26 protein-coding genes are annotated in these 25,538 nt (G+C 41.8%); 5 read left to right on the forward strand and 21 right to left on the reverse strand.

Annotation, left to right across the window (positions count from 1 at the left end; all coding sequences use genetic code 11):
- Positions 1–209: 209 nt before the first annotated feature.
- The 3 genes from CWM22_10185 to CWM22_10195 all read right to left on the reverse strand — a co-directional run bounded on the left by CWM22_10185 (position 210) and on the right by CWM22_10195 (position 3,747).
- Complete coding sequence (locus tag CWM22_10185) at positions 210–1,352, reverse strand: beta-hexosaminidase (protein ID AUC92239.1); 1,143 nt, start codon at positions 1,350–1,352, stop codon at positions 210–212.
- Positions 1,353–1,372: 20 nt separating this feature from the next.
- The gene (gene pflA / locus CWM22_10190) at positions 1,373–2,164 is read right to left on the reverse strand and encodes a pyruvate formate-lyase 1-activating enzyme (protein ID AUC92240.1); all 792 of its coding nucleotides are present in this window, start codon (positions 2,162–2,164) and stop codon (positions 1,373–1,375) included.
- Between the two features lie 245 nt (positions 2,165–2,409).
- Entirely contained in the window at positions 2,410–3,747 is a 1,338-nt protein-coding gene (locus CWM22_10195) for an HlyC/CorC family transporter (GenBank protein AUC92241.1), read from the reverse strand.
- Positions 3,748–3,879: 132 nt separating this feature from the next.
- Between CWM22_10195 and CWM22_10200 the strand changes: the two genes are divergently transcribed.
- Positions 3,880–4,659: a molybdenum ABC transporter ATP-binding protein gene (locus tag CWM22_10200; protein AUC92242.1), complete on the forward strand. Its 780-nt coding sequence runs from the start codon at positions 3,880–3,882 to the stop codon at positions 4,657–4,659.
- 109 nt (positions 4,660–4,768) lie between these two features.
- Here the strand turns inward: CWM22_10200 and CWM22_10205 are convergent, their stop codons facing one another.
- The 4 genes from CWM22_10205 to CWM22_10220 form a co-directional block, all read right to left on the reverse strand.
- Positions 4,769–7,024, reverse strand: coding sequence for a restriction endonuclease subunit R (locus CWM22_10205; protein ID AUC92885.1), 2,256 nt, complete (start codon positions 7,022–7,024; stop codon positions 4,769–4,771).
- Complete coding sequence (locus CWM22_10210) at positions 7,024–8,634, reverse strand: site-specific DNA-methyltransferase (GenBank protein ID AUC92243.1); 1,611 nt, start codon at positions 8,632–8,634, stop codon at positions 7,024–7,026. The genes CWM22_10205 and CWM22_10210 overlap by 1 nt, the downstream gene beginning before the upstream one ends.
- A gap of 164 nt (positions 8,635–8,798) precedes the next feature.
- The gene (locus CWM22_10215; protein AUC92244.1) at positions 8,799–9,344 is read right to left on the reverse strand and encodes an SAM-dependent methyltransferase; all 546 of its coding nucleotides are present in this window, start codon (positions 9,342–9,344) and stop codon (positions 8,799–8,801) included.
- A gap of 9 nt (positions 9,345–9,353) precedes the next feature.
- Positions 9,354–9,872: a TetR/AcrR family transcriptional regulator gene (locus CWM22_10220; GenBank protein AUC92245.1), complete on the reverse strand. Its 519-nt coding sequence runs from the start codon at positions 9,870–9,872 to the stop codon at positions 9,354–9,356.
- A 121-nt stretch (positions 9,873–9,993) separates the two neighbouring features.
- On the opposite strand from CWM22_10220, the gene CWM22_10225 reads away from it, so the two are divergent.
- From CWM22_10225 to CWM22_10240, 4 genes are all read left to right on the forward strand, one after another.
- Entirely contained in the window at positions 9,994–10,812 is an 819-nt protein-coding gene (locus CWM22_10225) for a cation transporter (GenBank protein ID AUC92246.1), read from the forward strand.
- A 51-nt stretch (positions 10,813–10,863) separates the two neighbouring features.
- Positions 10,864–11,508: a prepilin peptidase gene (locus tag CWM22_10230; protein ID AUC92247.1), complete on the forward strand. Its 645-nt coding sequence runs from the start codon at positions 10,864–10,866 to the stop codon at positions 11,506–11,508.
- A 107-nt stretch (positions 11,509–11,615) separates the two neighbouring features.
- Positions 11,616–13,076 (forward strand): nicotinate phosphoribosyltransferase, encoded by a 1,461-nt coding sequence (locus CWM22_10235; protein AUC92248.1) that lies wholly within the window; start codon positions 11,616–11,618, stop codon positions 13,074–13,076.
- A 12-nt stretch (positions 13,077–13,088) separates the two neighbouring features.
- On the forward strand, positions 13,089–13,913 hold the full coding sequence (locus CWM22_10240) for an ammonia-dependent NAD(+) synthetase (GenBank protein ID AUC92249.1): 825 nt from the start codon (positions 13,089–13,091) through the stop codon (positions 13,911–13,913).
- Between the two features lie 51 nt (positions 13,914–13,964).
- Here CWM22_10240 and trpB read toward each other — a convergent pair whose 3' ends face one another.
- The 14 genes from trpB to CWM22_10310 all read right to left on the reverse strand — a co-directional run bounded on the left by trpB (position 13,965) and on the right by CWM22_10310 (position 25,296).
- Positions 13,965–15,140 carry a tryptophan synthase subunit beta gene (gene trpB / locus CWM22_10245; protein AUC92250.1) on the reverse strand — a complete coding sequence of 392 codons (1,176 nt, stop codon included), beginning with the start codon at positions 15,138–15,140 and terminating at the stop codon, positions 13,965–13,967.
- A 539-nt stretch (positions 15,141–15,679) separates the two neighbouring features.
- Entirely contained in the window at positions 15,680–16,201 is a 522-nt protein-coding gene (locus tag CWM22_10250; GenBank protein AUC92251.1) for a VanZ family protein, read from the reverse strand.
- On the reverse strand, positions 16,198–17,310 hold the full coding sequence (locus CWM22_10255) for a 23S rRNA (adenine(2503)-C(2))-methyltransferase RlmN (protein AUC92252.1): 1,113 nt from the start codon (positions 17,308–17,310) through the stop codon (positions 16,198–16,200). The genes CWM22_10250 and CWM22_10255 overlap by 4 nt, the downstream gene beginning before the upstream one ends.
- An 8-nt stretch (positions 17,311–17,318) precedes the next feature.
- Positions 17,319–17,960 carry a DUF1027 domain-containing protein gene (locus CWM22_10260; GenBank protein ID AUC92253.1) on the reverse strand — a complete coding sequence of 214 codons (642 nt, stop codon included), beginning with the start codon at positions 17,958–17,960 and terminating at the stop codon, positions 17,319–17,321.
- A gap of 187 nt (positions 17,961–18,147) precedes the next feature.
- Entirely contained in the window at positions 18,148–19,197 is a 1,050-nt protein-coding gene (locus CWM22_10265) for a PDZ domain-containing protein (protein AUC92254.1), read from the reverse strand.
- Positions 19,184–19,672 (reverse strand): pantetheine-phosphate adenylyltransferase, encoded by a 489-nt coding sequence (gene coaD, locus CWM22_10270; GenBank protein AUC92255.1) that lies wholly within the window; start codon positions 19,670–19,672, stop codon positions 19,184–19,186. Before coaD ends, CWM22_10265 begins: the two co-directional genes overlap by 14 nt.
- The gene (gene rsmD / locus CWM22_10275) at positions 19,662–20,201 is read right to left on the reverse strand and encodes a 16S rRNA (guanine(966)-N(2))-methyltransferase RsmD (GenBank protein ID AUC92256.1); all 540 of its coding nucleotides are present in this window, start codon (positions 20,199–20,201) and stop codon (positions 19,662–19,664) included. Before rsmD ends, coaD begins: the two co-directional genes overlap by 11 nt.
- A 299-nt stretch (positions 20,202–20,500) precedes the next feature.
- Complete coding sequence (locus CWM22_10280; GenBank protein AUC92257.1) at positions 20,501–21,223, reverse strand: serine protease; 723 nt, start codon at positions 21,221–21,223, stop codon at positions 20,501–20,503.
- Positions 21,224–21,279: 56 nt separating this feature from the next.
- Entirely contained in the window at positions 21,280–21,666 is a 387-nt protein-coding gene (locus tag CWM22_10285) for a rhodanese-like domain-containing protein (protein ID AUC92258.1), read from the reverse strand.
- Positions 21,666–21,884: a DUF910 domain-containing protein gene (locus tag CWM22_10290; protein AUC92886.1), complete on the reverse strand. Its 219-nt coding sequence runs from the start codon at positions 21,882–21,884 to the stop codon at positions 21,666–21,668. The genes CWM22_10285 and CWM22_10290 overlap by 1 nt, the downstream gene beginning before the upstream one ends.
- 103 nt (positions 21,885–21,987) lie before the next feature.
- Positions 21,988–22,590 carry a DNA-binding response regulator gene (locus CWM22_10295; GenBank protein ID AUC92259.1) on the reverse strand — a complete coding sequence of 201 codons (603 nt, stop codon included), beginning with the start codon at positions 22,588–22,590 and terminating at the stop codon, positions 21,988–21,990.
- Positions 22,587–23,651: a two-component sensor histidine kinase gene (locus CWM22_10300; protein AUC92887.1), complete on the reverse strand. Its 1,065-nt coding sequence runs from the start codon at positions 23,649–23,651 to the stop codon at positions 22,587–22,589. The genes CWM22_10295 and CWM22_10300 overlap by 4 nt, the downstream gene beginning before the upstream one ends.
- 41 nt (positions 23,652–23,692) lie before the next feature.
- On the reverse strand, positions 23,693–24,421 hold the full coding sequence (locus CWM22_10305; GenBank protein AUC92260.1) for an ABC transporter permease: 729 nt from the start codon (positions 24,419–24,421) through the stop codon (positions 23,693–23,695).
- The gene (locus CWM22_10310) at positions 24,418–25,296 is read right to left on the reverse strand and encodes an ABC transporter ATP-binding protein (protein AUC92261.1); all 879 of its coding nucleotides are present in this window, start codon (positions 25,294–25,296) and stop codon (positions 24,418–24,420) included. Before CWM22_10310 ends, CWM22_10305 begins: the two co-directional genes overlap by 4 nt.
- Positions 25,297–25,538 lie beyond the last annotated feature (242 nt).

Below are 25,538 nucleotides of genomic sequence, written 5' to 3' on the forward strand. Positions count from 1 at the left end.
CACATACTTTGATAACATTCTTTCTAAAACAGGTGCCTTGCCAGTTTTTGATGCGACGTCTAGCGTCAAAAGAGTTCTCGACTTAACAAGACACCTCTACTTTATCATAAAGAAAAAGTAGTGACTACTCTCTCCCGTCGGAGATTTCCTCACTACTAATCTTAGTATGTTTTTGACCAGTCGAGTTCTTTCCCGCTCCCTTTCTTTGTTTATTTGATTAAGCCAAGATCATATTTCATTCCCAAAATCCGTTTGACGGATTGGTCAATCCGCTCCTCTGTTATAGTTCCAGCCTTTACTTGTTCGATAATATAAGGAATTTGACTGGCATAGCTTGAAGACAAAATCATATCTGTCCCAGCTTGAATGGTCTGCAAGGCACCTGTATCTTGATCTACAAATTGGACCAATCCCTGCATATCAAAATCATCCGTCATTATGACACCCTCAAAACCAAGCTCATTCCGAAGGATTTTATTGATTTCAGGTGAAATGGATGATGGGACATCATCAATGGCAGATACGATATTGTGACTGACCATAATGGAGTCAGCTCCTGCTTCAATACCAGCCTTAAACGGAAGAAAATCATTAGCCCGTAATTCTTCTAAACTGCGATTGTCATAGACCAAATCCGTATGCGAATCTGCATTGTCCCCATAGCCTGGGAAATGTTTCAAGGTCGAAGTAAACTGTTCTTGCTTTAACAATTTGACCAATTGACCAATATAGTCTGCGGTGGTTTTCGCATCCTGTCCAATGGTCCTATCGTAGATAAAAGATGATGGATCGGTGGATAAATCCGCAACTGGGAAGAAGCCTGCATAGATTCCCTCTTCCTTTAAAAGACTGGTCTTCTGCTTGGCGTCCGACAAAATCGCCTCAATGCCGCCAGATTGGTACAATTCCAAAGGTGATGCAAAAGGTGTTTCCAGAAGTTGACTAATCCTCGTTACCGTTCCACCTTCCTCATCTGAAGCCATTAATAGCGGTACTTTTGAAAGTGATTGATAAGAAGCAATCTCTTCTTCAACCTGCTCCAGTGTCTTACCTTCAAAATCACTTGCAAATAAGATATAGCCCCCAAAATGATAGGTTTCCAATGCCTCAGTTTGTCCTGTAGATGGCATTCGAGCAAAGATCATCTGTCCGACCTTTTCTTCTAAGGTCATCTGATTTAGATAATTTGCAATCACTTTGTCCCTAGCAGATATTTCTTGGCTAGATGATGTCGTTGCAACTTTGGTTTGCTCCTTTTGTGTTCGCTCTCCCAAAAAGAACAAGCCTAGCATAAGCCCAATAAACAAGAGACAGGCGATACTTGTCCCTAACACATTAAATCTTTTTCGCATCAATCTCCGACCTCTCACGTTTATCCCTTAATTCTATTCAAGTACTCCTGATAGGACTCCGTTTCCATTAATGCTTTTGCATTTTCTACACGTGCTTTTGTCGGTGGCTTGGTCCCCTCTAGTGGGTAAGGTCTTCCTAATTCACGCCACTTAAATTCGCCAAGATTGTGATAAGGCAAGACTTCAAACCGCTCTACATTGGTAAGGGTTTTGACAAATTTTCCCAGCTCAATCAAGTCTTCATCTCGGTCTGTCAAGCCAGGCACCAAGACATGACGAATCCAAACTGGCTTACCGATATTCGATAGGTAACGGGCACATTCCAAAATCGTTTTATTACTGTGACCTGTGACAATTCGATGCTGATCAGAATTAATCTCTTTAATATCCAAAAGCACCAAGTCTGTTACTTCCATCAAGCGATTGTATTTTTCCAAATAACGCTCAGTCGAACGGAAAGTTAAAGCACAGGTATCCAAAGTGGTATGGATACCTTTTTCTTTGGCCAAGGTAAAGAGAGCAATCAAAAAGTCTATCTGAATGGTCGCCTCGCCACCAGAAACAGTAATACCACCTTCTTTTCCCCAAAACATACGAAAACGCAGGGCTTCATTGAGCACATCTTCTGCAGTCCTCTCAGTTGCAGCAGGATTGACCAAATCCCAAGTATCTGGGTTATGGCAATACTGACACCGCATGTGGCAGCCTTGCATAAAAATCACAAAACGCACACCAGGTCCATCAACAGAACCAAAACTCTCTGTTGAATGAACCAATCCAGTAACCTTACGATAATCAATTTCTGTCATCATCTCAACCTCATCACTTAATATGAATAGTATACCACAAAAATGAAAACGCTTCTATCATTTACTTTTTTTCTTTCATAACTATAGCGGTTTGAATTAGGAAAAGGATAGTTTTAAGTTATAGTGTTAATAACCCACTCCTAAAATAACTTTAGAGTTCTCAAATTAACAAACTTAGATATGTCCTGTTTCTAATTCACTCTACTATATCACCTTCCTTAAGAAAAAAGATAAAAGACTAGGTTGCCCTAGTCCTTATCGGTTTCTTCTTTCTCCAGTGGTGTAATCAAGAGTTTTAATTTTGTTACGCGACCATTTTTTACCTTATCGTTAATAAGAACCAGGTGGTGATCTTTACTATCCACTTCAAAGGAAACTTTCTCGTCTTGGCTCGGAATGGTACCGACTCCTGTTAGATAATAACCAGCAATCGTATCAACGTTATCACTTTCCAACTCCATCTCAAAATGCTCATTGAAGTCATTTAAGGTCATATTCCCTTGGACGATATAGGTGTTGTCAGCAATTTCTCGAACAAAAATTTCTGTCTTATCGGTCTCATCATCGATTTCCCCGACAATTTCTTCCAGCAAATCTTCCAAGGTAACGAGACCTGCAACTCCACCATACTCATCTAACAAGATGGCCATTTGATTTTGGGTATTTCTCAATGATGTCAACAAATCATCCACGAAAATCGTTTCTGGAACGAAGAGAGGCTCCTGCATAATGCGGCGGATGTTAAGATTGTCAAAGCCATTACTGAAAGCTTCTGACAAGATTTTCTTGGTATGAATCAGACCAATGATATTGTCCTTATCGCCATCATAAACAGGGATACGTGAAAAATTCTGCTTGAGGATGGCTGCCATGATGGTTGCTGTATCATCCTCAATATCCACCATGAAAGCATCCGTACGGGGAACCATTACTTCACGTGCCATCAGCTCATCTAAAGAGAACACACCTTGAAGCATTTCAATTTCTTCGGCATCTAAGGTTTTCTCACTCTTTGTCAAAATATATTCAATTTCATCCCGTGTCATCTGCTCATCCGCATCATCAAAATTCATAGGAGTAATACGGCTGATAAGATTCGTTGCAGCTGATAATAACCACACGAACGGACTCACAATTTTTCCAAGGAAAATAATCACAGGTGCAGTGACTACTGCCAGATTTTCCTTCATATTCATGGCAATCCGCTTAGGGTACAATTCACCAAGAACGATTGAAACGAAAGTCAACATAGCCAGTGCAAGCCAGTATCCTGCAGTTTGCGCTGTTGTTGAATTCCCCATCCATTTGGCAAATACAGCTCCCAAATCATTAGCCAAGCTGGCACCTGAAAGGATAGAGATGAAGGTAATTCCAACCTGAATGGTTGATAGAAAATTGTTAGGATTTTCTAAAACTTGAAGCAAGCGAATATATTTCTTCTCACCGTCTGCGGCCTTTTGTTCTACTCTTGAACGATTTAGAGAAACAAGCGCCATTTCAGAGGCTGAAAAGAAGGCATTGAACAGGGTCAATAAGAATAAAATTAACAGTTGTAAATAGATGGTCTGACTACCAGGGTCTTCCATGATGTTCTCCTATAATAAAATTTATAACATTCCCATTATACCACAAATTCTAAAATTTAACATATTTCTTGTTATAATTAGTCCCCCATGTCTGTTTATGTTACAATAATCAAAAGGAATAGGAGAGCAACTATGATTATTTCGATGAAGAATGTCCACTATAAACGACAAGGTAAAACTATTTTAGAAGACATCAACTGGGAATTTAGAAAAGGCGAGCGTTGGGCTATTTTAGGGCTAAATGGGGCTGGAAAGTCAACCCTCCTTCGTATTTTAATGGCTGAGTTTTGGAAGACCTCTGGTGACCTGACTGTTCTTGGAGTGGAGTTTGGTAAGGGAGATATTCCTAGCCTACGCACTAAGATTGGGGTCGTTGGTTCTTTCCTTGCCGAACGCTTTCCCATTGATTTGACAGCTGAGCAGATTGTCCTGACTGGAAAGTACAAATCCTCCATCCTCTACCGTGAATACGGTCAAGCTGAATTGGATGAAGCCATAGACATGCTCAAAACTATTAAGGCCGAGCACTTGATTGGTCGTACCTATGCTAGTTTGTCACAAGGAGAACGCCAACTCCTGCTGATTGCCCGCAGTTTGATGGAAGAACCGGCTATTTTGATTTTGGACGAGGCTACTGTGGGCTTGGACCTTCTAGCCCGCGAACGCCTGCTCCACCACATTGACCATATCTGCCAACTCCCAACGGCTCCTGCCATTATCTACGTTACCCATCACGCAGAGGAAATCACTGATAATTTCACCCATGTCCTCCTGCTCAAAGATGGCATGGTCTTGGCACAGGGACCCAAAGAAGATATCCTGACACCTGAACTCCTCAGCGATTTTTATGGCAATCAGGTGGAATTGATTGACTTGGGTGAGGGAAGATTGTTCATTAAGCCGGTATTATAGATGAAGTTGAATAAAATACCTCTAACCAGATAAATTGGTAAGAGGTATTTTTGTCAGGTGTCATAAGTCACGAATAATTTCAATAAGTCAAACAGACATAGTAGATTCGCTAAAACAAATCACCTTTAAAGAATTCGCTAATGGGTTTCCAATGATTGCGATCCGACATATCTTCTTTCCAACTTGTATTGTTGAACAGCATGCCTATTACTTCTCCAATGCTATTCTTAATAGGACGAACAAAAGCAAATTTAGCTCCATGGGGATTCGTTTTGGAGTTTTCAGACCATTCTCTCAAGGCTTTAAATTTTGCTTCTGAGTATTTATCAATATTTTGTTTATTGCCACCTTTTGTTTCTACAATATATGTAATCCCATCTCTCCCTTGGAAAATGTAATCAGGAAAAAATCCTTCTGCTTTGTGACCGTATGCAACTGAAAAATACTTTTCTCCTCTATCCTTACTGCGATACCACCAAGAGACTTCCGACGATTCTTCGAGCCATTTCTCAAATGCAATTTCAGGAGTTTTACTATTAGTCCAGTTGTTTTCGCCATAACCTTTATAGACATTTTTCGTGAAAACTCTCCCTGAACGCCCTTTTATAACTTGATACATTTCATATTTGGGTAGAATAAACGGAACCAAATCGACTTCGTCATGACTAATACCATACTCCAAGGATAGTTGTTTATCAAACAACCCCTGTGCATCTGCATTCTTTACTGTATTCCTGATTAAATGATAATTGTTAATGACAAATGCCATAAATTCTGAAGGTTTGAGGCTTAAAAATCTTTTCTGAGGATGCTCACTTCGGTTAGAAAAAAGCTCAACTAGAATCACGTTGACATCACTAGCTGTATCTCGATATAAATGAGACTGAAGTTTTTGCTGTGCATTGAGTAAATCAAGCCTATTATCTTTGAGATTAACTGTAACGCCTACTTGATAACTTCGAAGTTTGTCAGATAGAATATCTCTTTCTAACTTATCCGATTGAATGAGTTTTTGCCTAATATTTGTTCCAAATCGATAACCAAAACTCTCAAGTTTTTCCTGATTCTGATGACCGTTTTGCTCCACCAAACCGTAGTCTTTCTTAAATTGACTTCTAAGGGCTGCAACAATCTCAGCATTCGTCAATCCTGTCCTAGCGTTAGGCTTAACTGATATCAATTGAAAATCTGGAATACCCTCTTGTAATTCATAAGTCGCAATAAAACTCCCCTCCCCTTGTCTCAAAACATCAGCAATGTAAGATTGATCGTTGGAGTAGATAAAAGCATTATCTAAAATAGGATTATCGTAATGCTTCTGCTGTGGCATGCGACGAATGCGACCAATGGTCTGCAATGTAAAATTAGGTTCGGTATTTAATCTCAGTTTAACTAAGATCTTTGCCCTTGGCGCATCCCAACCAGTTGAAACTGCCTGCTTCATCAATAAGTAGTTAACTGGACTATTTGCTTTTTCTATTGAAGTAACATTGATTTTTTCATTTGCCAGCCACGTAGCTACCTGACTGTCATCTTGACCAATTTCTGCTAAATATTCTCGTACTTGCGAAATTAGATTATTACGCTCCTCTTTATTTGCTTTCTTCTCATCAGGAAATTGAATCAAAACCAGGGGATTGATATCTAGTCCTAGCTCTTTATAAGCATGTTTGATTTTCCTACGTTTATCATCTGCTGAATCTAAAAAATACTGAACCATATTGTCAACAACATCCCCATCGACACCGTCAGGATTGAGTTCAACATTTCGGACAATTAGCCCCTGTGCAATCACATCCTCGTCATTGACTTGTACATTATCGTATTCACTGGAAGATGATTTCGGTGTTGCAGAAGCTCGTATGATTTTGTCCGCATCAAACATGTCAATTATCGGTTGTGCCTTATCCGTTTGATTTCTGTGTTCCTCATCAATAATCAGAATGAAATGTAAATTTTGTAATCTTGCATTCTTGATAAGGGCTGTAAGATTTTTTGTCTCTCCATCCCGCAAGGCAAGCGCTTGACTATTCTTAACTCTCTCCCAATTTAAAAAAGTTGCTGTATTTTTTTCAAACCCTGAAATCAATGCGTCATCTAATGTCTGCGCTTTCACAAAAGTGGCATAGTCTTTAGCCTTGGACCGAGATTGCTCCTCCAACTCTCCATTACCAGGTGTCAACCATACAAAAACATAATCATAAGGATATGGGTTATGCTCTATAATTCGATCCATGAGCTTAATGAGCATTACTGTTTTTCCTGCTCCAGTCGGTGCATAGAAAACTGTAGTTTGCTTTTGGGAATAGAAAAATTTATCTTGCAGGGTCTGGACTGCCTGCTCTTGAAAAGGAAATAAATCTATCATAAACCTGCCTCTCTCATTTCTTTAGCAAAATAATATTCTGGTACATCAATCAATTCGATGCCTTCGAAACGAACTAAATCTGACTTTTCCATCATGGCCTGGGATTGCTGACGAACGTAGACCGTCTTTATACCACTCAAATCAAGTTTCCTCAATTCTGAAAGTGAAAATGCTGTTGCTTTGTCACTCTCTTTCAAATCAATACCATGTTCCAACTCAATAAGGGTATGGACATGATGTAGAAGACTGAATTCTAGCTCCTCGTCATCTTTGGAAAGGAATTTCGTTTTGAAATATTTTAGATTATGAGGCAAGTCATCTTGAATATTTGTCAATCGTTTGTAAGTTACCTCCTCACAAATATTATTCTCATTATTGGTACAAAGAATATATTTGCGATTCCCACCATCTTCCTTATTTAATTGAGCAACTGTATGACCCGTAGTACCCGAACCAGCGAAGAAGTCGAGAACGAGTGCATCTTTTGTACTGATTTGTAGACATCTTTCAATTAGTTTTGTAGGTTTTGGATTATCAAACTTACCTTTCTCTCGTAACACTTTATCTAGTTCTTTACTCCCAGTAGTGTTTTCTGGCAAATCTGACCATAAAGTATCAATTCTTTTCCCTTCCGATGCTCTTTCATTCCAATAATCTTTTACACGCAAGGTTTTTCCTGATGTAATAAGTCTATTATCATTTTCTAAAGCTTTCACCTTATCGTATGTCATTCGCCAACCTTTAGCAGGACAGTTCCATACTTTTCCAGAATTATCAACATAATCATAAGTAGTTTCAGGACCAGGATCTTTTGGTTTTTGCAGACTAATACTTGCATATCTTCCCCTTCCGTCTTTATCATCTTTGTTATATGACTTTATTGTTGCGTCAGATAATGGTTTATATGCGGGGCTTAACACAAAATCTCTAGTTTTTGAATACAGAAGAACATACTCAGTATTAACTGTAAATTTGTCTTTTTCTGTTTTACCGCTAGAATTCCTCTTCCAAACAAAAGTATTTACAAAATTCTCCTCACCAAAAATAGAATCTAATAACAATTTCAGTTGAGAAAATTCATAATCATCAATTGATATAAAAATAAGACCCTCTTTTTTTAGCAAACCACGTGCCAAATGCAAGCGAGCAGACATAAATGAAAGCCATTTACTATGTCTAAACGAATCTAACTTATCTACATATAAATCATTATATTTAAAATCAGTCTTTCCTCTATTATACGGCGGGTCGATATAAATTACATCTATTTTACCCGCATGAGTTTTCTCTAATAGATGCAAACTGTGTAAATTATCCCCCTCTAAGAGAAAATTGTAATCCTTATCCTCTGGATTTGCTCTTATTTTTCGGGTCTCGTCTTCAATGAAAACAGGAATCCTTGTTTTCATTTCTTCCTCGACCAATTCAGCGTGTTCTTCCCAAACTAATCCATACTTCTTACGATTAAGAAGTTTTATAATTTTATCGAGCTGAACTACATCTTCATTTCGACCATCAATTCTTGCCTGGTCAATAAGAGCCTTCACATAATCCAAAGCTTCATTTTTCTCGTTTTGACGAGGGAGTTCATTAAAGTCTTTAGGCATTAGAAAACACCCCCAATCTCTATGATTGCAGGTGTTTTAGAGTATTCTGAAAAAAAGTAGTTGTTAGCTACTTGCTTGCTTGCTTGCTTGCTTGCTTGCTAATGGATTGTACCATTTCGTTCTCCTATGTCAAGTAATATCTCAACAATTATATAATTTTTTTCCTACTTTTTCAATCTTTCCACCATGACCAAAAATGGTGGGGTATTAACTTGGTTAAGCGGTTTGTAAAGCATGGCTGTAAAGACGGTCTGGTCTAGCTGGCTGACAAAGTCCAGGACGGCATCCTTCTCAAGAGCTCCACCCTCGTGACCATAATAAATCATGATAGCCAAGCGACCGCCAACCACCAGACGGTCAAGGACTTTCTCAATGGCCTGAAGGGTAGTTGCAGGCAGGGTAATGACTGACTTATCCGCCGAAGGTAGATAGCCCAGATTGAAAATCGCTGCCTTGCATTCCTCCACATACTGGTCTAGGTTTTCGTGTCCTTTCAAAACCAATTGGGCATTGGTCAAGCCAGCTTTTTCTAGTTTTTCAGCCGTTGTGGTCAGGGCTTGTTCCTGAATATCAAAGGCCACAACTTTTCCTGCTCGTTGGGCTAAAAATAGCGTGTCATGGCCATTTCCCATAGTCGCATCGACCGCTAGGTCTTGGTCAGTTAAAATCTCATCTAAAAAGGCATGGGCCATGTGTAAAGGTCTAAGCATACTTTCTCCTCAAGTTAATAATCTTATAAAATAATCGGTCAAGGTGGCTTCGTCCACCTTTTTGCGTTGCTGCAACCACCAGCTGACCGTCTCCACAAAAGTGGTCACAACAAAATGCACCAGCAAATCCTCTGGAAGATTCCCCTTGTCCTGCATGTAGTCTTCAACCACTTTTGGAAAAATGTCGTGTTTCAGCTCCGCTTCCAGTTCTCTTAGAAAATAGGCATTGCGGGACAATAAAAGGCTGGCAACACGATCTTGATTGGTTCGAAAGTGTTTGAAAATATGGGCCAACAAAGTCTTCACATCCGCATCTTCACGACCTGTAAATAAATGATGAAAGAGGTCGTGACAAAGTTCTTCCAAAAGAGCCTCTTTACTGGCATAGTGGGCATAGAAAGTGGAACGCCCCACATCTGCCAGGTCAATAACATCCTGCACGCGCATGTCATCATAACCTTTATCATTTAATAAGGTCAAAAAAGCCTGAAAAATAGCTCTTTTTGTTTTTGCAATTCGTCTATCCATTTTTCGTACATTTCAAACAATTTGTTCAGAAAAAGACAAACCGTTTCTCTTGTTTCTAGTTTTTCGGCTCATTACAGTACATAATAAACCTATAAACAGTATAACACAGAAAGGGAATCTCATGTCATCTTCTAAAAATACATTTATCGCTTTTCTCCTCAATCTCAGCTTTTCTATCATCGAGTTTATCTTTGGTTGGATCTTTGGTTCCAGTGCCATCTTAGCAGATGCTGTTCATGATTTGGGTGACGCTCTCGCCATCGGAAGCTCTGCCATCATGCAAACCTATGCCAACAAACCTGCTGACAAGAACTATCCTTTTGGCTACAAGAGATGGAATATTTTGGCCGCTCTCTTGACTTCTAGCATTCTGATTATCGGCTCCAGCTTGATCCTTGTAGAAAACATTCCCAATCTTTTCCATCCCAACCCTGTCAATCAGGATGGGATGCTGATACTTGGGATTATCGCTGTCATCATCAATTTCTTTGCTTCTCGTATTGTAAAAAATGGCCATAGCCATAATGAATCCATTCTCAGCTTGCACTTTTTAGAGGATATTTTGGGATGGCTGGCGGTCATCCTTGTTTCCATCATTCTTCAATTTACTGATTGGTACTTTCTAGACCCATTACTCTCACTGGGTATTGCTATCTTCATCCTCGCCAAAGCCCTGCCAAAAGCCTGGAACAATGTCAAGATTCTACTTGAAACAAGTCCGCAAGGAGTAAATCTTGAAGAAGTGAAAGGAGTCCTCCTGGCTCTTGAAAACGTTCACGAAATCACTCAGCTAAATGTCTGGACCATGGATGGATATGAACATTGCGCGACGGTGACGGTCAAACTGACAAATCCTGCTGTAGCAGACAAGACCAAAGCAAAAATACGAAATTCTCTCATTACCTTTGGTATTGTCCAGAGTACCATCGAAATTTTGTAAAAAATTTTAAAAAGCTTCACATTTTCCCTGCCCAAATACGAATAAATAGGTATGAAGACAATTATCCTATTTTTCCTTGGAGCTTCTATCGGCTCCTTCTTGGGATTGGTCATCGACCGTTTCCCTGAACAGTCCATTATCGCCCCCTCTAGTCACTGCAATGCCTGCAAGCGACGGCTCAAGGCCTGGGACTTAATTCCGGTCCTATCCCAGCTTTCGACAAAATCCAAATGCCGTTACTGCAAGGCGAAGATACCTTATTGGTATCTGGGACTAGAATTCTTAGCTGGTCTAGTTGTCCTGCTCTGCCATTTTCAAGTCCTAAACCTAACCGAAACCATTCTCATCTTGGCAGGACTAGTTTTGACCATTTACGACATCAAACATCAGGAATATCCTTTTGCTGTCTGGCTTGTTTTTACTTTTATAGCTCTGGTACTCTCCCAGCTCAACTGGCTTTTCTGTGGCTTTTTACTCTTGGCCTATCTGACTGAAAAATGGCAAATCAATATTGGTTCTGGTGACTTTCTCTATCTGGCAAGTTTGGCCTTAATATGTGGATTTACAGAACTCCTCTGGATTATTCAGATTAGTTCCCTCCTAGGGCTTCTTGTCTTCGCCATTTTCAAACCCAAGTCTATTCCCTATGTACCACTCCTTTTTCTTTCAAGTATTCCTATCATTCTGCGCATCTAAATCGAGTTTTTCTCGATTTTTTTGTTATAATAGAAGGCATATTAGAGTTCAACTCCATCAAAATAATTGGAGTGCCTCCTTGATCGGAAGGCAAAAGGAGAAACGTTATGACACTATTTAAGGATGACGGTTTAACCCTGCATACCGACCTTTATCAAATCAACATGATGCAGGTCTATTTTGACCAAAACATCCACAATAAACACGCTGTATTCGAAGTCTATTTCCGTTCACAACCTTTTAAAAATGGCTACGCTGTATTTGCTGGTTTGGAACGCGTTGTAAACTACCTCAACAATCTCAGCTTTAGCCAGACAGACATTGACTATCTGACAGAACTAGGTTATCCGCAGGATTTCCTTGATTACTTGTCCCAATTGGAAATGACTCTCACTGTCCGTTCGGCTAAGGAGGGCGATCTGGTCTACGCTAACGAACCCATTCTTCAAATCGAAGGACCATTGGCACAATGCCAACTAATCGAAACTGCCCTCTTAAACATCGTCAACTACCAAACCCTAATTGCTACAAAAGCTCGCCGTATCAAGGCTGTCATTGAAGATGAGCCCTTGATGGAATTTGGCACTCGCCGTGCCCAAGAAATGGATGCTGCTATCTGGGGGACTCGAGCAGCCTTTATTGGTGGAGCATCTGCGACTTCCAATGTTCGAGCTGGCAAAATCTTCGGCATCCCTGTAGCTGGTACCCATGCCCACGCCTTGGTTCAAACATACGGAGATGATTACAAGGCTTTCAAAGCCTACGCTGAAACCCATCATGACTGTGTCTTCCTCGTTGATACCTATGATACGCTTCGTATTGGTGTTCCAGCAGCCATCAAGGTTGCCAAAGAAATGGGAGATAAGATTAACTTCAAAGGGGTTCGGATTGATTCAGGCGATATGGCCTATATTTCCAAGAAAGTTCGTCAGCAATTAGATGATGCAGGTTTTACAGATGCGAAGATTTACGCATCTAATGACCTGGATGAAAATACCATCCTCAACCTCAAAATGCAAAAGGCAAAAATTGATGTCTGGGGAGTTGGTACCAAACTCATCACCGCCTACGACCAACCGGCTCTGGGCGCTGTCTACAAGATTGTATCCATCGAAGATGAAGATGGAAATATGCGTGACACCATCAAGCTGTCTTCTAATGCGGAAAAAGTCTCCACTCCTGGTAAGAAACAGGTTTGGCGCATCACCTCCAAAGAAAAAGGGAAATCAGAAGGGGACTACATCACCTTTGCGGACACTGACGTCACACAGATGGATAATATCTATATGTTCCATCCAACCTACACCTACATCAATAAAACCATCGAGAACTTTGATGCCCGTCCTCTCCTAGTTCCTATTTTCGAAAAAGGAAAACAGGTCTATGAACTTCCAAGCCTAGCGGAAATTCAAACCTATGCCAATCAAGAATTTGATAAACTCTGGGATGAATACAAACGCGTGCTCAACCCACAGCTCTATCCAGTCGACTTGGCACAAGATGTTTGGGATAATAAGATGAACCTCATCAATCGTATTCGCAAACAAACTCAGACCAAATCCATCTAAGAAAGGTATGTTATGACCCTACAAGAAACCATTATCAAGGAACTAGGTGTCAAGCCAAGCATTGACCCCAAAGAAGAAATCCGTCGCTCCATCGACTTTCTCAAAGACTATCTGAAAAAACACCCATTTTTGAAAACCTATGTCTTGGGAATTTCGGGTGGACAAGACTCGACCTTGGCTGGTCGTTTGGCCCAGCTGACTATGGAAGAAATGCGGACGGAAACGGGTGACGATTCTTATCAATTTATCGCTATCCGCCTACCTTACGGCGTGCAAGCTGACGAGTCCGACGCCCAAGCAGCCCTAGCCTTTATTCAACCAGATGTCAGCTTAACCATCAACATCAAGGAATCAACAGATGCCATGGTGGCTGCAGTCAATGCAAATGGGCTTGCTATGTCTGATTTTAATAAGGGAAATGCTAAAGCCCGCATGCGCATGATTGCCCAATACGCTATCGCTGGGGAACGCAAGGGGGCGGTTATCGGCACCGACCATGCAGCTGAAAATATCACTGGTTTCTTTACCAAGCACGGCGACGGCGGTGCAGATATTCTCCCCCTCTTCCGCCTCAACAAACGCCAAGGAAAACAGCTTCTAGCTGAACTGGGGGCAGATGAAAAACTCTACCTCAAAGTTCCTACTGCAGACTTGGAAGAAGACAAACCTGGCCTTGCTGACGAAGTCGCACTCGGTGTTACCTATAACCAAATTGACGACTATCTAGAAGGCAAAACCATCGCCCCTCAAGCCCAAACCATTATCGAAGGATGGTGGAACAAAACAGCCCATAAACGCCACCTGCCAATCACGATTTTTGATGACTTTTGGAAATAATAGTCAATGAAAATTAACCCCTGACGATAAGCAACCGTCAGGGGATTTCTTTTATCTACTCTCCAAATAATCCGCAATAGCCGCCACATCTTTGTCTCCTCGACCGGAAACATTGATAATAATGATTTTATCTTTATCTAGTTGTGGTGCTAATCGAATAGCTTCTGCAATCGCATGAGAAGATTCAATGGCTGGAAGAATTCCTTCTGTACGACTTAAGGTCAGAAGGGCATTAACAGCCTCATCATCTGTTGCTGCGACATAATTAACACGACCAGTTTCCTTATAGTGAGCATGCTCTGGACCGACACCTGGATAGTCCAAACCAGCTGAGATCGAATAGACAGGTGCTACTCCACCATTTTCATCAAAGAGGGAGATTGTCTTCATCCCGTCAACAACACCAACTGTTCCCTTAGTCATAGTCGCTGCATGTAGCTCTGTATCAACACCTTTACCAGCAGCTTCTACACCGATAAGCTTGACTGACTCATCTGGTAAATATTGAGAAAATGCACCGATGGCATTGGAACCACCACCCACACAGGCAATAACGTAGTCTGGCAAGCAACCTTCTTTTTCTAAAATCTGACGACGAGATTCTAGACTAATAATCTTTTGAAACTCATGTACAATCGTCGGATAGGGATGAGGACCGACTGCCGATCCCAAAACATAGAAGGCATCTAAATCTGCCATCCATGCACCGAATGCCGCATCAACTGCCTCTTTCAAGGTTTGAGTTCCATCCGTTACAGCATGGACACGCGCCCCCATCATCTCCATTCGGAAAACATTAAGGCGTTGGCGTTTGACATCTTCTGCCCCCATATAGACATCACATCCCAAACCAAATCGTGCCGCAACAGCAGCAGTCGCAACCCCATGTTGACCAGCACCAGTTTCTGCAATCACTCGAGTTTTCCCCATTCTTTTTGCCAACAGAATTTGCCCCAGCACATTGTTTAACTTATGAGAGCCTAAGTGATTCAAATCTTCCCGTTTGAGATAGATTTTCGCTCCACCAAGCTCCTTGCTCAATGATTCCGCAAAATATAATGGCGTTTCACGACCAGCATAATCTTTCAGATAAGCTTGGTATTCCGCCAAAAATTCTGAATCATTGCGGTACTGTTCAAATGTCTCCTCCAACTGATCCAACAAAACCTGAATTTGCTCTGGTACAAAACTACCACCAAACTGTCCAAAATAACCTTTTTCTGTCATATAATTCCCTCTTTCAACATTCGCTACAAGAGACCAATAAGGTCAAGAGTTTAATCCTTCTTTACTTATCCTTAATTGCTACGCCATCGTTTCATATTGCTTACCTCGTAATGTCTTAAAAGACAATGGAAAAGCCCCCGCATACTGAAAAACAGTATGCGAGGGCGTCAATGACACGGTGCCACCTCACTTATGGACTCGACTAGAAAAGTCCATAACTTTTTCTCCTCTAACAAGGAGGCGCACGATAAGGGGTGCGGACCGAATTCTCATTGTTTCGAATTCACTTACCCAAACGTAAACCAGAAAATGATATTGAAAATATTTCCTACATTTGGTATCAGTCCATTTCATAAACTTCTAGCATCTATTCACACCACCCATAGACTCTCTAAAGCTAAACCATTTACTACTTCTTCTGATTACATAGAATTATACGTCATAATTTAGAAAAGGTCAAGTGTTTTTTTGAAATTTTCTAAAAAATTTGAAAATTCACTCAATAATCGCAAACCTGATTATCTGATTCTCTTCACAGTCTAAACTATAAACTTGATGATCCATTTTTTAATATGGATAAATAGTAGGTAAGCCAAAACACCACCAAGTGTATTTGTCCAGAGGTCATCCACTTCAAATACCCGCCCCGCATCAATCAGTAGGTCTAGTAATAACTGGGTAGACTCAATAAACAGGCTCATGCAAAAACTATAACGAATCACCGCTCGAAGGCTCCGCCATTCTTCCCTAAGAAACAAAAGAAGAAAAATCAGAGGGAAAAGTAGAAAAATATTAGTGATGTTTTGCAAGAAAATCCATCCTAGGTCCGCCAAACTATCTACCTTGTCCCCGTTGACGATGCTGTTGAAAGGAGTTGGTAAAAGATAGAGCCGCCCAATTTGAATAATTCCCGGGGTCGAGAAATCCTTATACTGTGGGTACCAAGTCTGAGGTAGAAAACAAAGTAAAACAATAGCCAGAGCATAGGCTCCAGCTAAGGTCTTACAAATCTGTCTTCCTAGCTTGGTCAAGTTTCCATCTGCTTGGAAGAATTTTCTCATGCTCGAATACCTGCCTTTGCTTTTGCGGCTGCAATACGAGCACGTGCCTTTTCACGGTCTTTTTTGAGCGTATTGGAGCGCAACTGACCACATGCCGCATCAATATCGGTACCATGTTCCTGACGAACGACACAGTTAACACCATTTTTCTTCAAAACATCAAAGAAAGCAAGAGTACGTTCCTTGGTTGAACGACTGTACTGGTCATGTTCACTAACTGGGTTATAAGGAATCAAGTTGATATAAGACAATTTACGGATGTTCTTGGTCAAATCAGCTAATTCCTGTGCCTGTTCCACTCCATCGTTGACCTCATTGAGCATAATATACTCAAAAGTCACACGGCGGTTGGTCACCTTGATATAGTCTTCGATTGCCTCGAACAAGACCTCGATTGGATAACGGCGGTTGATCCGCATAATGCTCGAACGAAGGTCATTATTTGGCGCATGTAGAGATACTGCCAAGTTTACTTGGACACCTTCACGTGCAAATTCACGAATTTTCGGTGCTAAACCTGACGTAGAAACAGTGATGTGACGGGCACCAATTGCCAAGCCCTTGTCGTCATTAACCACTCGCAAGAAGGTCATAACATTATCGTAGTTATCAAGCGGCTCACCAATCCCCATCACAACGATATGGCTAACACGCTCATTCTGATTGCGCTCATCCAAGTACTTTTGTACCAACATAATCTGAGCCACAATCTCACCGCTAGTCAAGTCACGTTGCTTAGGAATCAATCCAGATGCACAGAATGTACAGCCGATATTACAGCCAACTTGTGTCGTTACACAGACTGAAAGGCCATAGTGCTGGTGCATGAGAACTGTCTCAATCAACATGCCATCTGGCAGTTCAAAAAGGTATTTGATAGTACCGTCCTTAGACTCCTGTACAATCCGTTGTTTGAGCGGATTAACTACAAAATGTTCTTCCAACTTTTCAATCAAAGATTTTGGCAAGTTGGTCATTTCCGCAAAAGATTGGACACGAGAACGGTAGAGCCATTCCCAAATTTGAGTGGCACGGAACTTCTTCTCTCCGTTTTCTAAAATCCAATCAACCAGATTGGCTTGACTAAATGCATAAATTGATGGTTTCATATTTCTCCCTATTTCTGGCGGATAACAAAGTTACGCTTCACTTCATTCATCTCACGCTTGCTCTGCTTACGCTCACGTTTTTGAGAACGCTCTGTTTGACTCGCCTTAACACCAGCATTCTTCATAGTAAAATGACGCTGTTCCGACTGTTTATTTTGCTGCTTCCCTTTTTTCTGACGGTCATTGCGATTACTTTTGTTTTCTTTTGACGCAATAGGCTCCGTCCGCTGCTGATTTCTGTTCCGATTGCGAGAACGACTCCGCTTCCGCCGCGGTCTATCCTCCTCCTCAGCAGGCAAGTCTTGTGGATTCGGATTGGCTAAGACGAAATAAGCACAACCAAAATTACAATACTCCGTCAAATAGTCGTCCAAGCGGCTGATTTTTAAGTCTGATTTAACATTTTTATCGTCTGTATAGAATCCCCTTAATCTCAGCTGCTCATTGCCCCAATCTCCCACGATATAATCAAACTTGAGCATGAGTTGTGAAAAACGTTGACCAAAAATCGTCTGGTCAAAAGCATTCTTGTAATCTTCCAAAAGGTCCAATTCAATATTTTCAGATACAACCTTATCTCCGACACGAGCAAAACTCGGACCAGGGTATTTATTATAGTTATACATTTCAGGTGAAATTTCTTTTTTCATTTGTCCTCCTATCTTATAAAATCTTCATACGTAAAAATCATTTGATTAATAATCTATCTGGTCAGAATCTAAATTCTCACACTTAACCTTATCATTATAACACGATTTATCTGGAAATTCTCCTACTTTTCCATTTAGGAGAAATTTCTGACAATTATAATATTATTCTCTAGCAAAAAAGGACGATTTACTCGCCCTTCGTTTTCTTCAAATAATCAATAGCCTCTTGAACAGTTTTCACAGGAACTACCTCAATATCCAATCCTGCTTTCTCCGCAGCTTCTTTAGCTTCCTCATAGTTGGTTTTAGCCTTTGGATCTTCCTTCAAAACTTCCACATCAACTGGATTATTTGGTACGAAAAAGATACTTGCACCTGACTTAGCTGCCGAAATAACCTTCTTATCAGCCCCACCAATGTCACCTACTTTTCCATCCTGCTCGATAGTCCCCGTACCAGCAATAATTCGACCATCACGTAAGTCAGGCTCTGCGAGTTGAGTATAGATGGCAAGTGTAAACATCAGACCAGCACTTGGACCACCAATATCTCCCGTTTGGAAATCAATCGGAACCGAACTTTGAACCTCTGTATGATCTACGAGAGTGATGCCTATCCCGTTTTTGCCATTAGACAGTTTGATAATCTTACCGTCCGCAGATTTTTCCTGACCAGCGCTAATATAACCAACTGTCACATCACTTCCAAGTTCCAAGCCACTCACATATTTAATCAAATCAGGAGAAGACTCAAATGTTTTTCCATTGATACTCACAACAGTGTCAGCAATATTAAGAACTTTTTTAAAGGTCGAATCATCCGCCAAGGCAAGTACATAGACACCAAAGAAATCAAGATTGACTTCTTTTCCTGCCAAGGTCAAACCTTGGTACTTCGCCATATTTTGCGATGTCTCCATGTAAAACTGTGCTATACGAAAATACTCTTCATTGTCGGCCCCTCCTGTCATCTCTTCAGAGGAACGAACTGTCGTATAGGGATCAAACTGAGCAGCGAATAGTTGTAAAGCTGTAGCTTGTTGGACTGATACATAGGTGAAGTTGTAAGAGCCATCCTCTTGGTCTATTTGATTGTTCACCGTTAGTACCTGACGAATATCGGCAGCTCCACCTGGACTTTCCAAATAATAAGGCAGACGAACAAAAACGGCAAACCAAATCAAAAGAGTTCCTAAAACAATAGATGCAATTAAGGTTAACTTCCTATTTTTCTTCATTCTTTCTAATCTCCTCACTAACAATTTCTGGAACATAAGGACCTATATCCTGTTTGAAATACAGCAATTCTCGAACCTGGCTGGATGATACGAACTTAAGCTCTGGCTTGGCGATTAAATAAATAGTTTCCAAATCTGGCGCCAACTGACGATTGTAAAAATCAAAACTTGACTCATATTCCAAATCGGTCGCATTACGCAATCCTCGGACCAAATGTGTCACTCCATAGCGCTTAGCTACATCGACTACCAATTCATTTTCAGACAGAACGACCTCGATATTCTCCATTCCTACAAAAAGCTTCTCCAAAATGGCTTTTCTCTCCAAGCCCGTCAAGAGTCCTGCCTTTTTAGGATTGGTAAAAACTCCCACATATAATTTATCAAATAGTCCACTCGCTCGTTCAATTAAGTCCAAGTGTCCATTGGTAATGGGGTCAAATGAGCCCGTAAACAATCCAATCTTATCTGACATATACTGTTACCTTACTAATTCCGTAGAGTTTTTCTTTCCATATCCCCAGCTCTGCTATTTCCTCCGGAAGAGAGACCGCCTTATCCGTTTCGCAGACTACCATAACATCATCTGCTAGTAAGTCACGGCGACAAAGTTCTGTTATCACATCTTCAATTTCCTGCTCTGCATAAGGAGGGTCCAAGAATACCAGGTCGAAAGGCCCTTCCACACTGTTCAAAGCCTGTCTAGCTTCCATTGCTAGAAGCTGAAATTTATCTGCTTCCTTAGTCATTGCAATATTTTCACGGATAATGGCTTGTGCTCGTCGATCTCGCTCAACCAGAACTGCTGACTCCATGCCACGAGATATAGCCTCGATAGATAAACCACCACTGCCGGCGTACAAGTCAAGAACTCTCCCCCCCTCAAAATAGGGACCAATCATATTAAACATGGCTCCACGGACCTTATCCGATGTCGGTCTGGTTGTCTTTCCATCTAACGTTTTCAGTGGCCTTCCACCATAGCTTCCCGATACAATTCTCATAAGGTATATTATAGCAAAAAATGAAGCTCGTTGCTGAAACCAAGTGCACTTTGTTCTGCTTTCCTTTTTGCACCAACTTTTTCATCCTCCTATCAAATATGCTCTCAACCGCTATAGCAAGAAATCATTCTCACATTATTCAATAAAATGATAAAAATAAAAAGCAAGGAAATTCTGTTTTACGCGAAATTCCTCACTCTTATCGTATGTATTAAACTAGATCGTTACAAGAAAAAATTGATGTTGAAATACAAATAGCTATTTTTCCAGTATGCTAATACACCCCGTAGCTAAAAAGCCTACGGATTATCTGGCGAACTCTCGTCAGCTGTTGGAACTGTTTCTACTGACTCAACCAGGCTAGTTGTTGAATCCGTCGTTTCCGCCGGTGTTTCAGAAACTGTTGGAGTTTCTACCACAGGTGCTCCTTCACTAGTCGGAGGCACTGAAGTACTTGTACTAGTTGACGCCACGCTGCTTGTATACTGGCTTGTTGAACTCACACTTTGGTTTCCATATATATTTTGATTAGGTACTACATAAGATTCTTGTGAGGTCTCACTAGCTTCAGTAAGGTCCGTTGACTGACTGGTCCCTGTTTCAGATATTTTTTTCTCATCAGCTACTTTTTGGGCTGCTTCCGCCCTGACCAACTCCGCTTTTAGCTTAGCCTGTGTTTGAGCATCTGTCTGCTGTCCCACTAGCTCTTTTACTTGGTCAATCCGTTTCTGTAATGCTGCTTTTTTAGTCGCATCCGTAACCTTGTTTACTGCAGATTGTGCCTCTGCAAGTTTCTCTTCAGTATGTGTTCCTTCTAATACAATGACAGCATTCTCAGCATCCTGAAATAATGTATCAACCGTTTTTTTCTGATTGGGCACTTGCTGTACTGTCTTTGTATCACTTGTTTCGCTTTGAGCATTTTTATACCAACTAGCGCCTAAGCTAATCAATAAAATAAGTCCCATAAAAGAAATAATGCCAATTTCTGCCAATGACAACTTTTCAAATTTCTTTTCCATATTTTTGCCCTTATCCGTCTTATTGCATAAGAAAATACTCTAGCCTACTGACAATGCTACTTAGTTGTTTTTACCTTACCATTCCATCCGTTTAGACCATAGCTTAAAATATAGATTTCGTTAAAGCCCTGTTTCTTCAGATGAAGGGCTGCAGGCGTTACCAACTGACCACGATCATTCTCATAGATTAAGACAGGTCTGTCCTTACGCAAAGCAGCTGTAGACTGGCGCAATTGCTGGTAAGGAATATTTCTCGCGCCTAAGATATGCTTACGATTAAACTCACTCGGATCTCGCAGGTCAATCAACTGACCTCCGTGTATCTTTTCTGCAAATTCTGCATTATCAATCACCGTCGCCGCACGGCGCAATCTCCAGTAATTAAAGCCCATCCAGGCTCCCAATACTGCCAAAAATACTAAAAATACCCAAAATGTTTCCATCACTCATTCTCCCTTGATTTCTGATACTCTAATTCCAAACGATGTTCCCGTCGCAAGACCAATTCGGCCTCCATGTAGTCCATCCTATCCAGAAGACCAGCCTGATAAACGCGATTGAGCTCTATCTGCATCATCTCGATGTCATAGAGACGATTGCCCATATAGATGATAATACCAAAGCGTTTTAGCAACTGTTGCACATCGTATAGTCGTTTCATATAGAAAATTTTAGCAAAATATCCAAAGTTTTTCAATATAAAAACTCAAGTGCTGTTTCCTTGCATTCATCAAAAAAGATTGGGTTCTCCCCAATCTCATTCGTTATGCTATCCAACCCTTTTCCTGTGCAATCTTAACAGCGGCGGTGCGGTTTTCGGCACCTAGTTTGGACAGGATAGAGGTCATGTAGTTGCGGACTGTCCCGTCAGACAGGTAGAGATGGCTGGCGATTTCCTTATTGGACAGACCTTCTGCCACCAGCTTAAGTAGCTGACTTTCTTGGGCTGTCAAGGGACTGCGTTGTGTCAGGAGAATGTCCATCAACTCTGGTGAATATTCCTTCCGCCCCGCCAAGACCGTTTCAATGGTTCGCATAAGGTCCGAAATGGACCGTTCCTTGAGCACATAGGCATCCACATCTGCCTTGACTGCCCGCTCGAAATAGCCCGGTCGCTTGAAGGTGGTCATGATGACAACCTTGACAGGCAAGGCTTGCCCCCGCACCCATTCCAAGACATCTAGGCCCGTCTTTTCAGGCATTTCTATATCTAGTAGCACCACATCTACTGGCTCTTTTTTCAAAAGAGCAATGGCCTGACTGCCGTTTTCTGCCTGTAAAACAGCCTCAACCGCATCTTGAAAACCCAAGAGTTGACAGAGGGCGTCCCGCAGCATTGCTTGATCTTCTGCGACTAAGATTCTCATTCTACCACCTCCTCAAGCGGAATTCGAATGGACAGGCGGGTGGGCTTGGCTAGAGAGATAAATTCCAAACTGCCTTTCACCGTCACCAACCTATCCTTTATGGTATGCAATTCCTGACCAGTCAACTGGGCAAAGCCCACACCGTTGTCTTCGTAGTGCAAAACCAATTCTTGCTGGTCTTTTTCAAAAACCAAACGGCATTTACTAGCCTGGCTGTGCTTAAGCAGGTTATTACCCAACTCTCTCAGCACCATAGCCAGCTTGTTCTGGACGGGCAAGCTGGACTGCTCTGCTATTTCCCCGCCCAAGACAACTAAGTCCACTCCTGCCAAGTCCAACATCTGCTGTAAAATCTGGAGTTCCTCTGCCACGGTGTGTTGCTTGAGGGACTGGACAATCTGGCGGACCTCCTGCATGGAGTCCTTGGCCAAGGTCTGAAGGGCTGCCACCTCCTTCTTGGCCTGGTCAATCTGGTCGTGGTCTAAAAGTGTCTGGACCAGCTCGGCCTTGACAGACAGCATGGCAAAGACATGACCCAGTGTGTCGTGCAAGTCCTGACCGATACGGTTGCGTTCATTCTCAGCCAGCAGGAGATTGATGGACGCATTCTGTTCCTGTAGGCGTTGCTGAAGGGCTTCCCGCTTGGTCTCAATCCAGCTGAAAATCAACAAGGCCAAGCCGAAAAAGTGAATGATGAGTGCAAAGGCCCGCATTTCAAAGGGAACTGGTCCAAAGAGAGCCCAGAGGATAATAGCCAGCAACAAAAGCCCGTAGGACACCGTCCGATAGGTCGGGCGATTCTCTTTATAATACCAGCCCAGCATAGTGGACAGATTAAAGATAAAGAGGGAGAATTGCAGATTGCCCCAAAAACTCATGACGGCGATATAGCCAATCAGGTAAAACCAAGCCAGCATGGAATAGAGCTTATGGTCAGTGTAAAAGAGAGAACAATAGACCAAGGCAAAGAGAATAGTCGCTAGGACAACTGCCGTCGGATTGGGACTATACTGGGCATAGTAAAAGGGAAAATAGAGAAAGACCATGCCCACGAAGAACATGAGTGGTACCTTTCTTTTTTCAAATATCATCTGTCACCTCACTACTGCTCGGATTTTCTATTTAGAACTAGAGCAATTCCTAAGAAAATTATCGCATAGCCTAGGACAATTAGCAAGGATTTCCAGAGAAAATCTCCCTCTTGGGCATAGATGGTCACCAGCTGGTTGGCATGGTAGCTGGGCATAAGTTTGCAAATCCGCTGCACCCAGTCTGGAAAGAGGGAAACAGGCATCCAGGAGCCACCCATGATGGCCAGAACAAAGTAGAGCAAGTTTGCCACAACCGACATGGTTTGTTCCGACTGAATTTGCACCAAGAGCAAGCCAATAGCTAGAAATACGATAGAGGTTACTAAAAGTAAGAGAGCCGAAATTACCCATTCTTGAGCTGTCATCTCTACACCCTTAACTAAGCCACCCACCGCAAAGACAATGGCAATAGAAGACACAAAGCAGAGCAAGACCCGCACCAGTTTGGAAAGATAGTATTGCCAGATTGGCAGGGGCGAATGCTGGATAAAGGTCAACCAGCTATTTTTTCTGTCCTCTGCCAGCATCGTTGGAAAGGTGAAAAGGGCAAAGCCCGACATGGAAAAACCTGTCATGGTCAGCATATAGGACTGGATAAAGGCCTTTTGCATGGCCACATCATCAAACTGGACCGTCGATGAGAAAATCAGGAAAAAGACGACAGGCATGCCGATAGATAGGAGAAAAACTCCCAAACTTCTGGATAATTTAATGCTTTCTACTTGCAGCAATGCTTTCATAATTCTTCCTCCCTTGTCTTGTCAAATAGGCTGTTGAGCAGGGTTTTGTTCTGAACCTCTAGGTCTGAAATCCGACAACCTGCCTCCTGCAAGCTAGCCCAAACCTGCTCAATAGCTCGGGTCTTAAAGCTAACCGTGTCTTGTTTATAGCTAATCTCATTGATTTCAGCCAAGCTCTCCACCACCGCCGCAAAAGCAATCGGCAATGTCACTTCTTTTTCTTGCTCCTCACTCCGCATGGCAAATGGCGTGGTATCCCTTAGTAACCGCCCCTGGTGCAAGACCAAAATCCGCTCCGCCGTATGCTCCACTTCCTCGATATAGTGGCTGGTATAAAAAATAGTCACACCCTGAGCCTTGAGTTCATGGACAATCTCCCAAAAACGCTGGCGGGTCGAAGTATCCATGCCCGCCGTCGGCTCGTCCAAAAAGAGCAACTTGGGCTTGCCAATCAGGCAGATGACGAAAGCCAAGAGCCGCTTCTGACCACCCGATAGCTTGCCGGCCAGTTGATTTTTTTGCTCTGGGGAAAAGCAGAGCAGGCTGTCGATTTCTACATCTGTCAGACTGTCCTTGTAGATGGCTTGGAAAAAGCAGAGTAATTCCTTGACCTTCAAATCTGTCGGGATAGCATTTTCTTGTGGTAAGACTGCTACCTTTTCCTTATTGGACTGAGACTGTGGAACCAGACCGTCCAACAAAACCTGCCCTTTCGTCGCCTTCCTATCGCCCAACAAACAGGACATGAGCGTTGTTTTCCCGGCCCCGTTTGGACCGATTAAAGCCACACATTCTCCTGACTTGATTTCAAAGGAAATATTGGACAAAATTGTCCGTCCTTTGATGATTTTTTCTAGCGCTTGTACTTCTATCATTTTTCTACCTCCTACTTCTTGAACATCTTATAGTCTTTTAGTTTACTTTTAGTACTAGGCAACGAGCCGCAGGCATAACTGGAGTTAGGCAAGGCGAGTTAACGAAGTAATAAAAGAAAAACTAAATGACGATACATAGACAGTATATCTCGAAAAAGGAGACCCCACTAGAAGACTTTGTCATGGACTCATGTGACAAATGTCATATCGTATCTGCATCAAAAAAAGAGTCCTACTGGACC

The organism is Streptococcus suis, assembly GCA_002831545.1.
Lineage (GTDB): Bacteria > Bacillota > Bacilli > Lactobacillales > Streptococcaceae > Streptococcus > Streptococcus suis_P.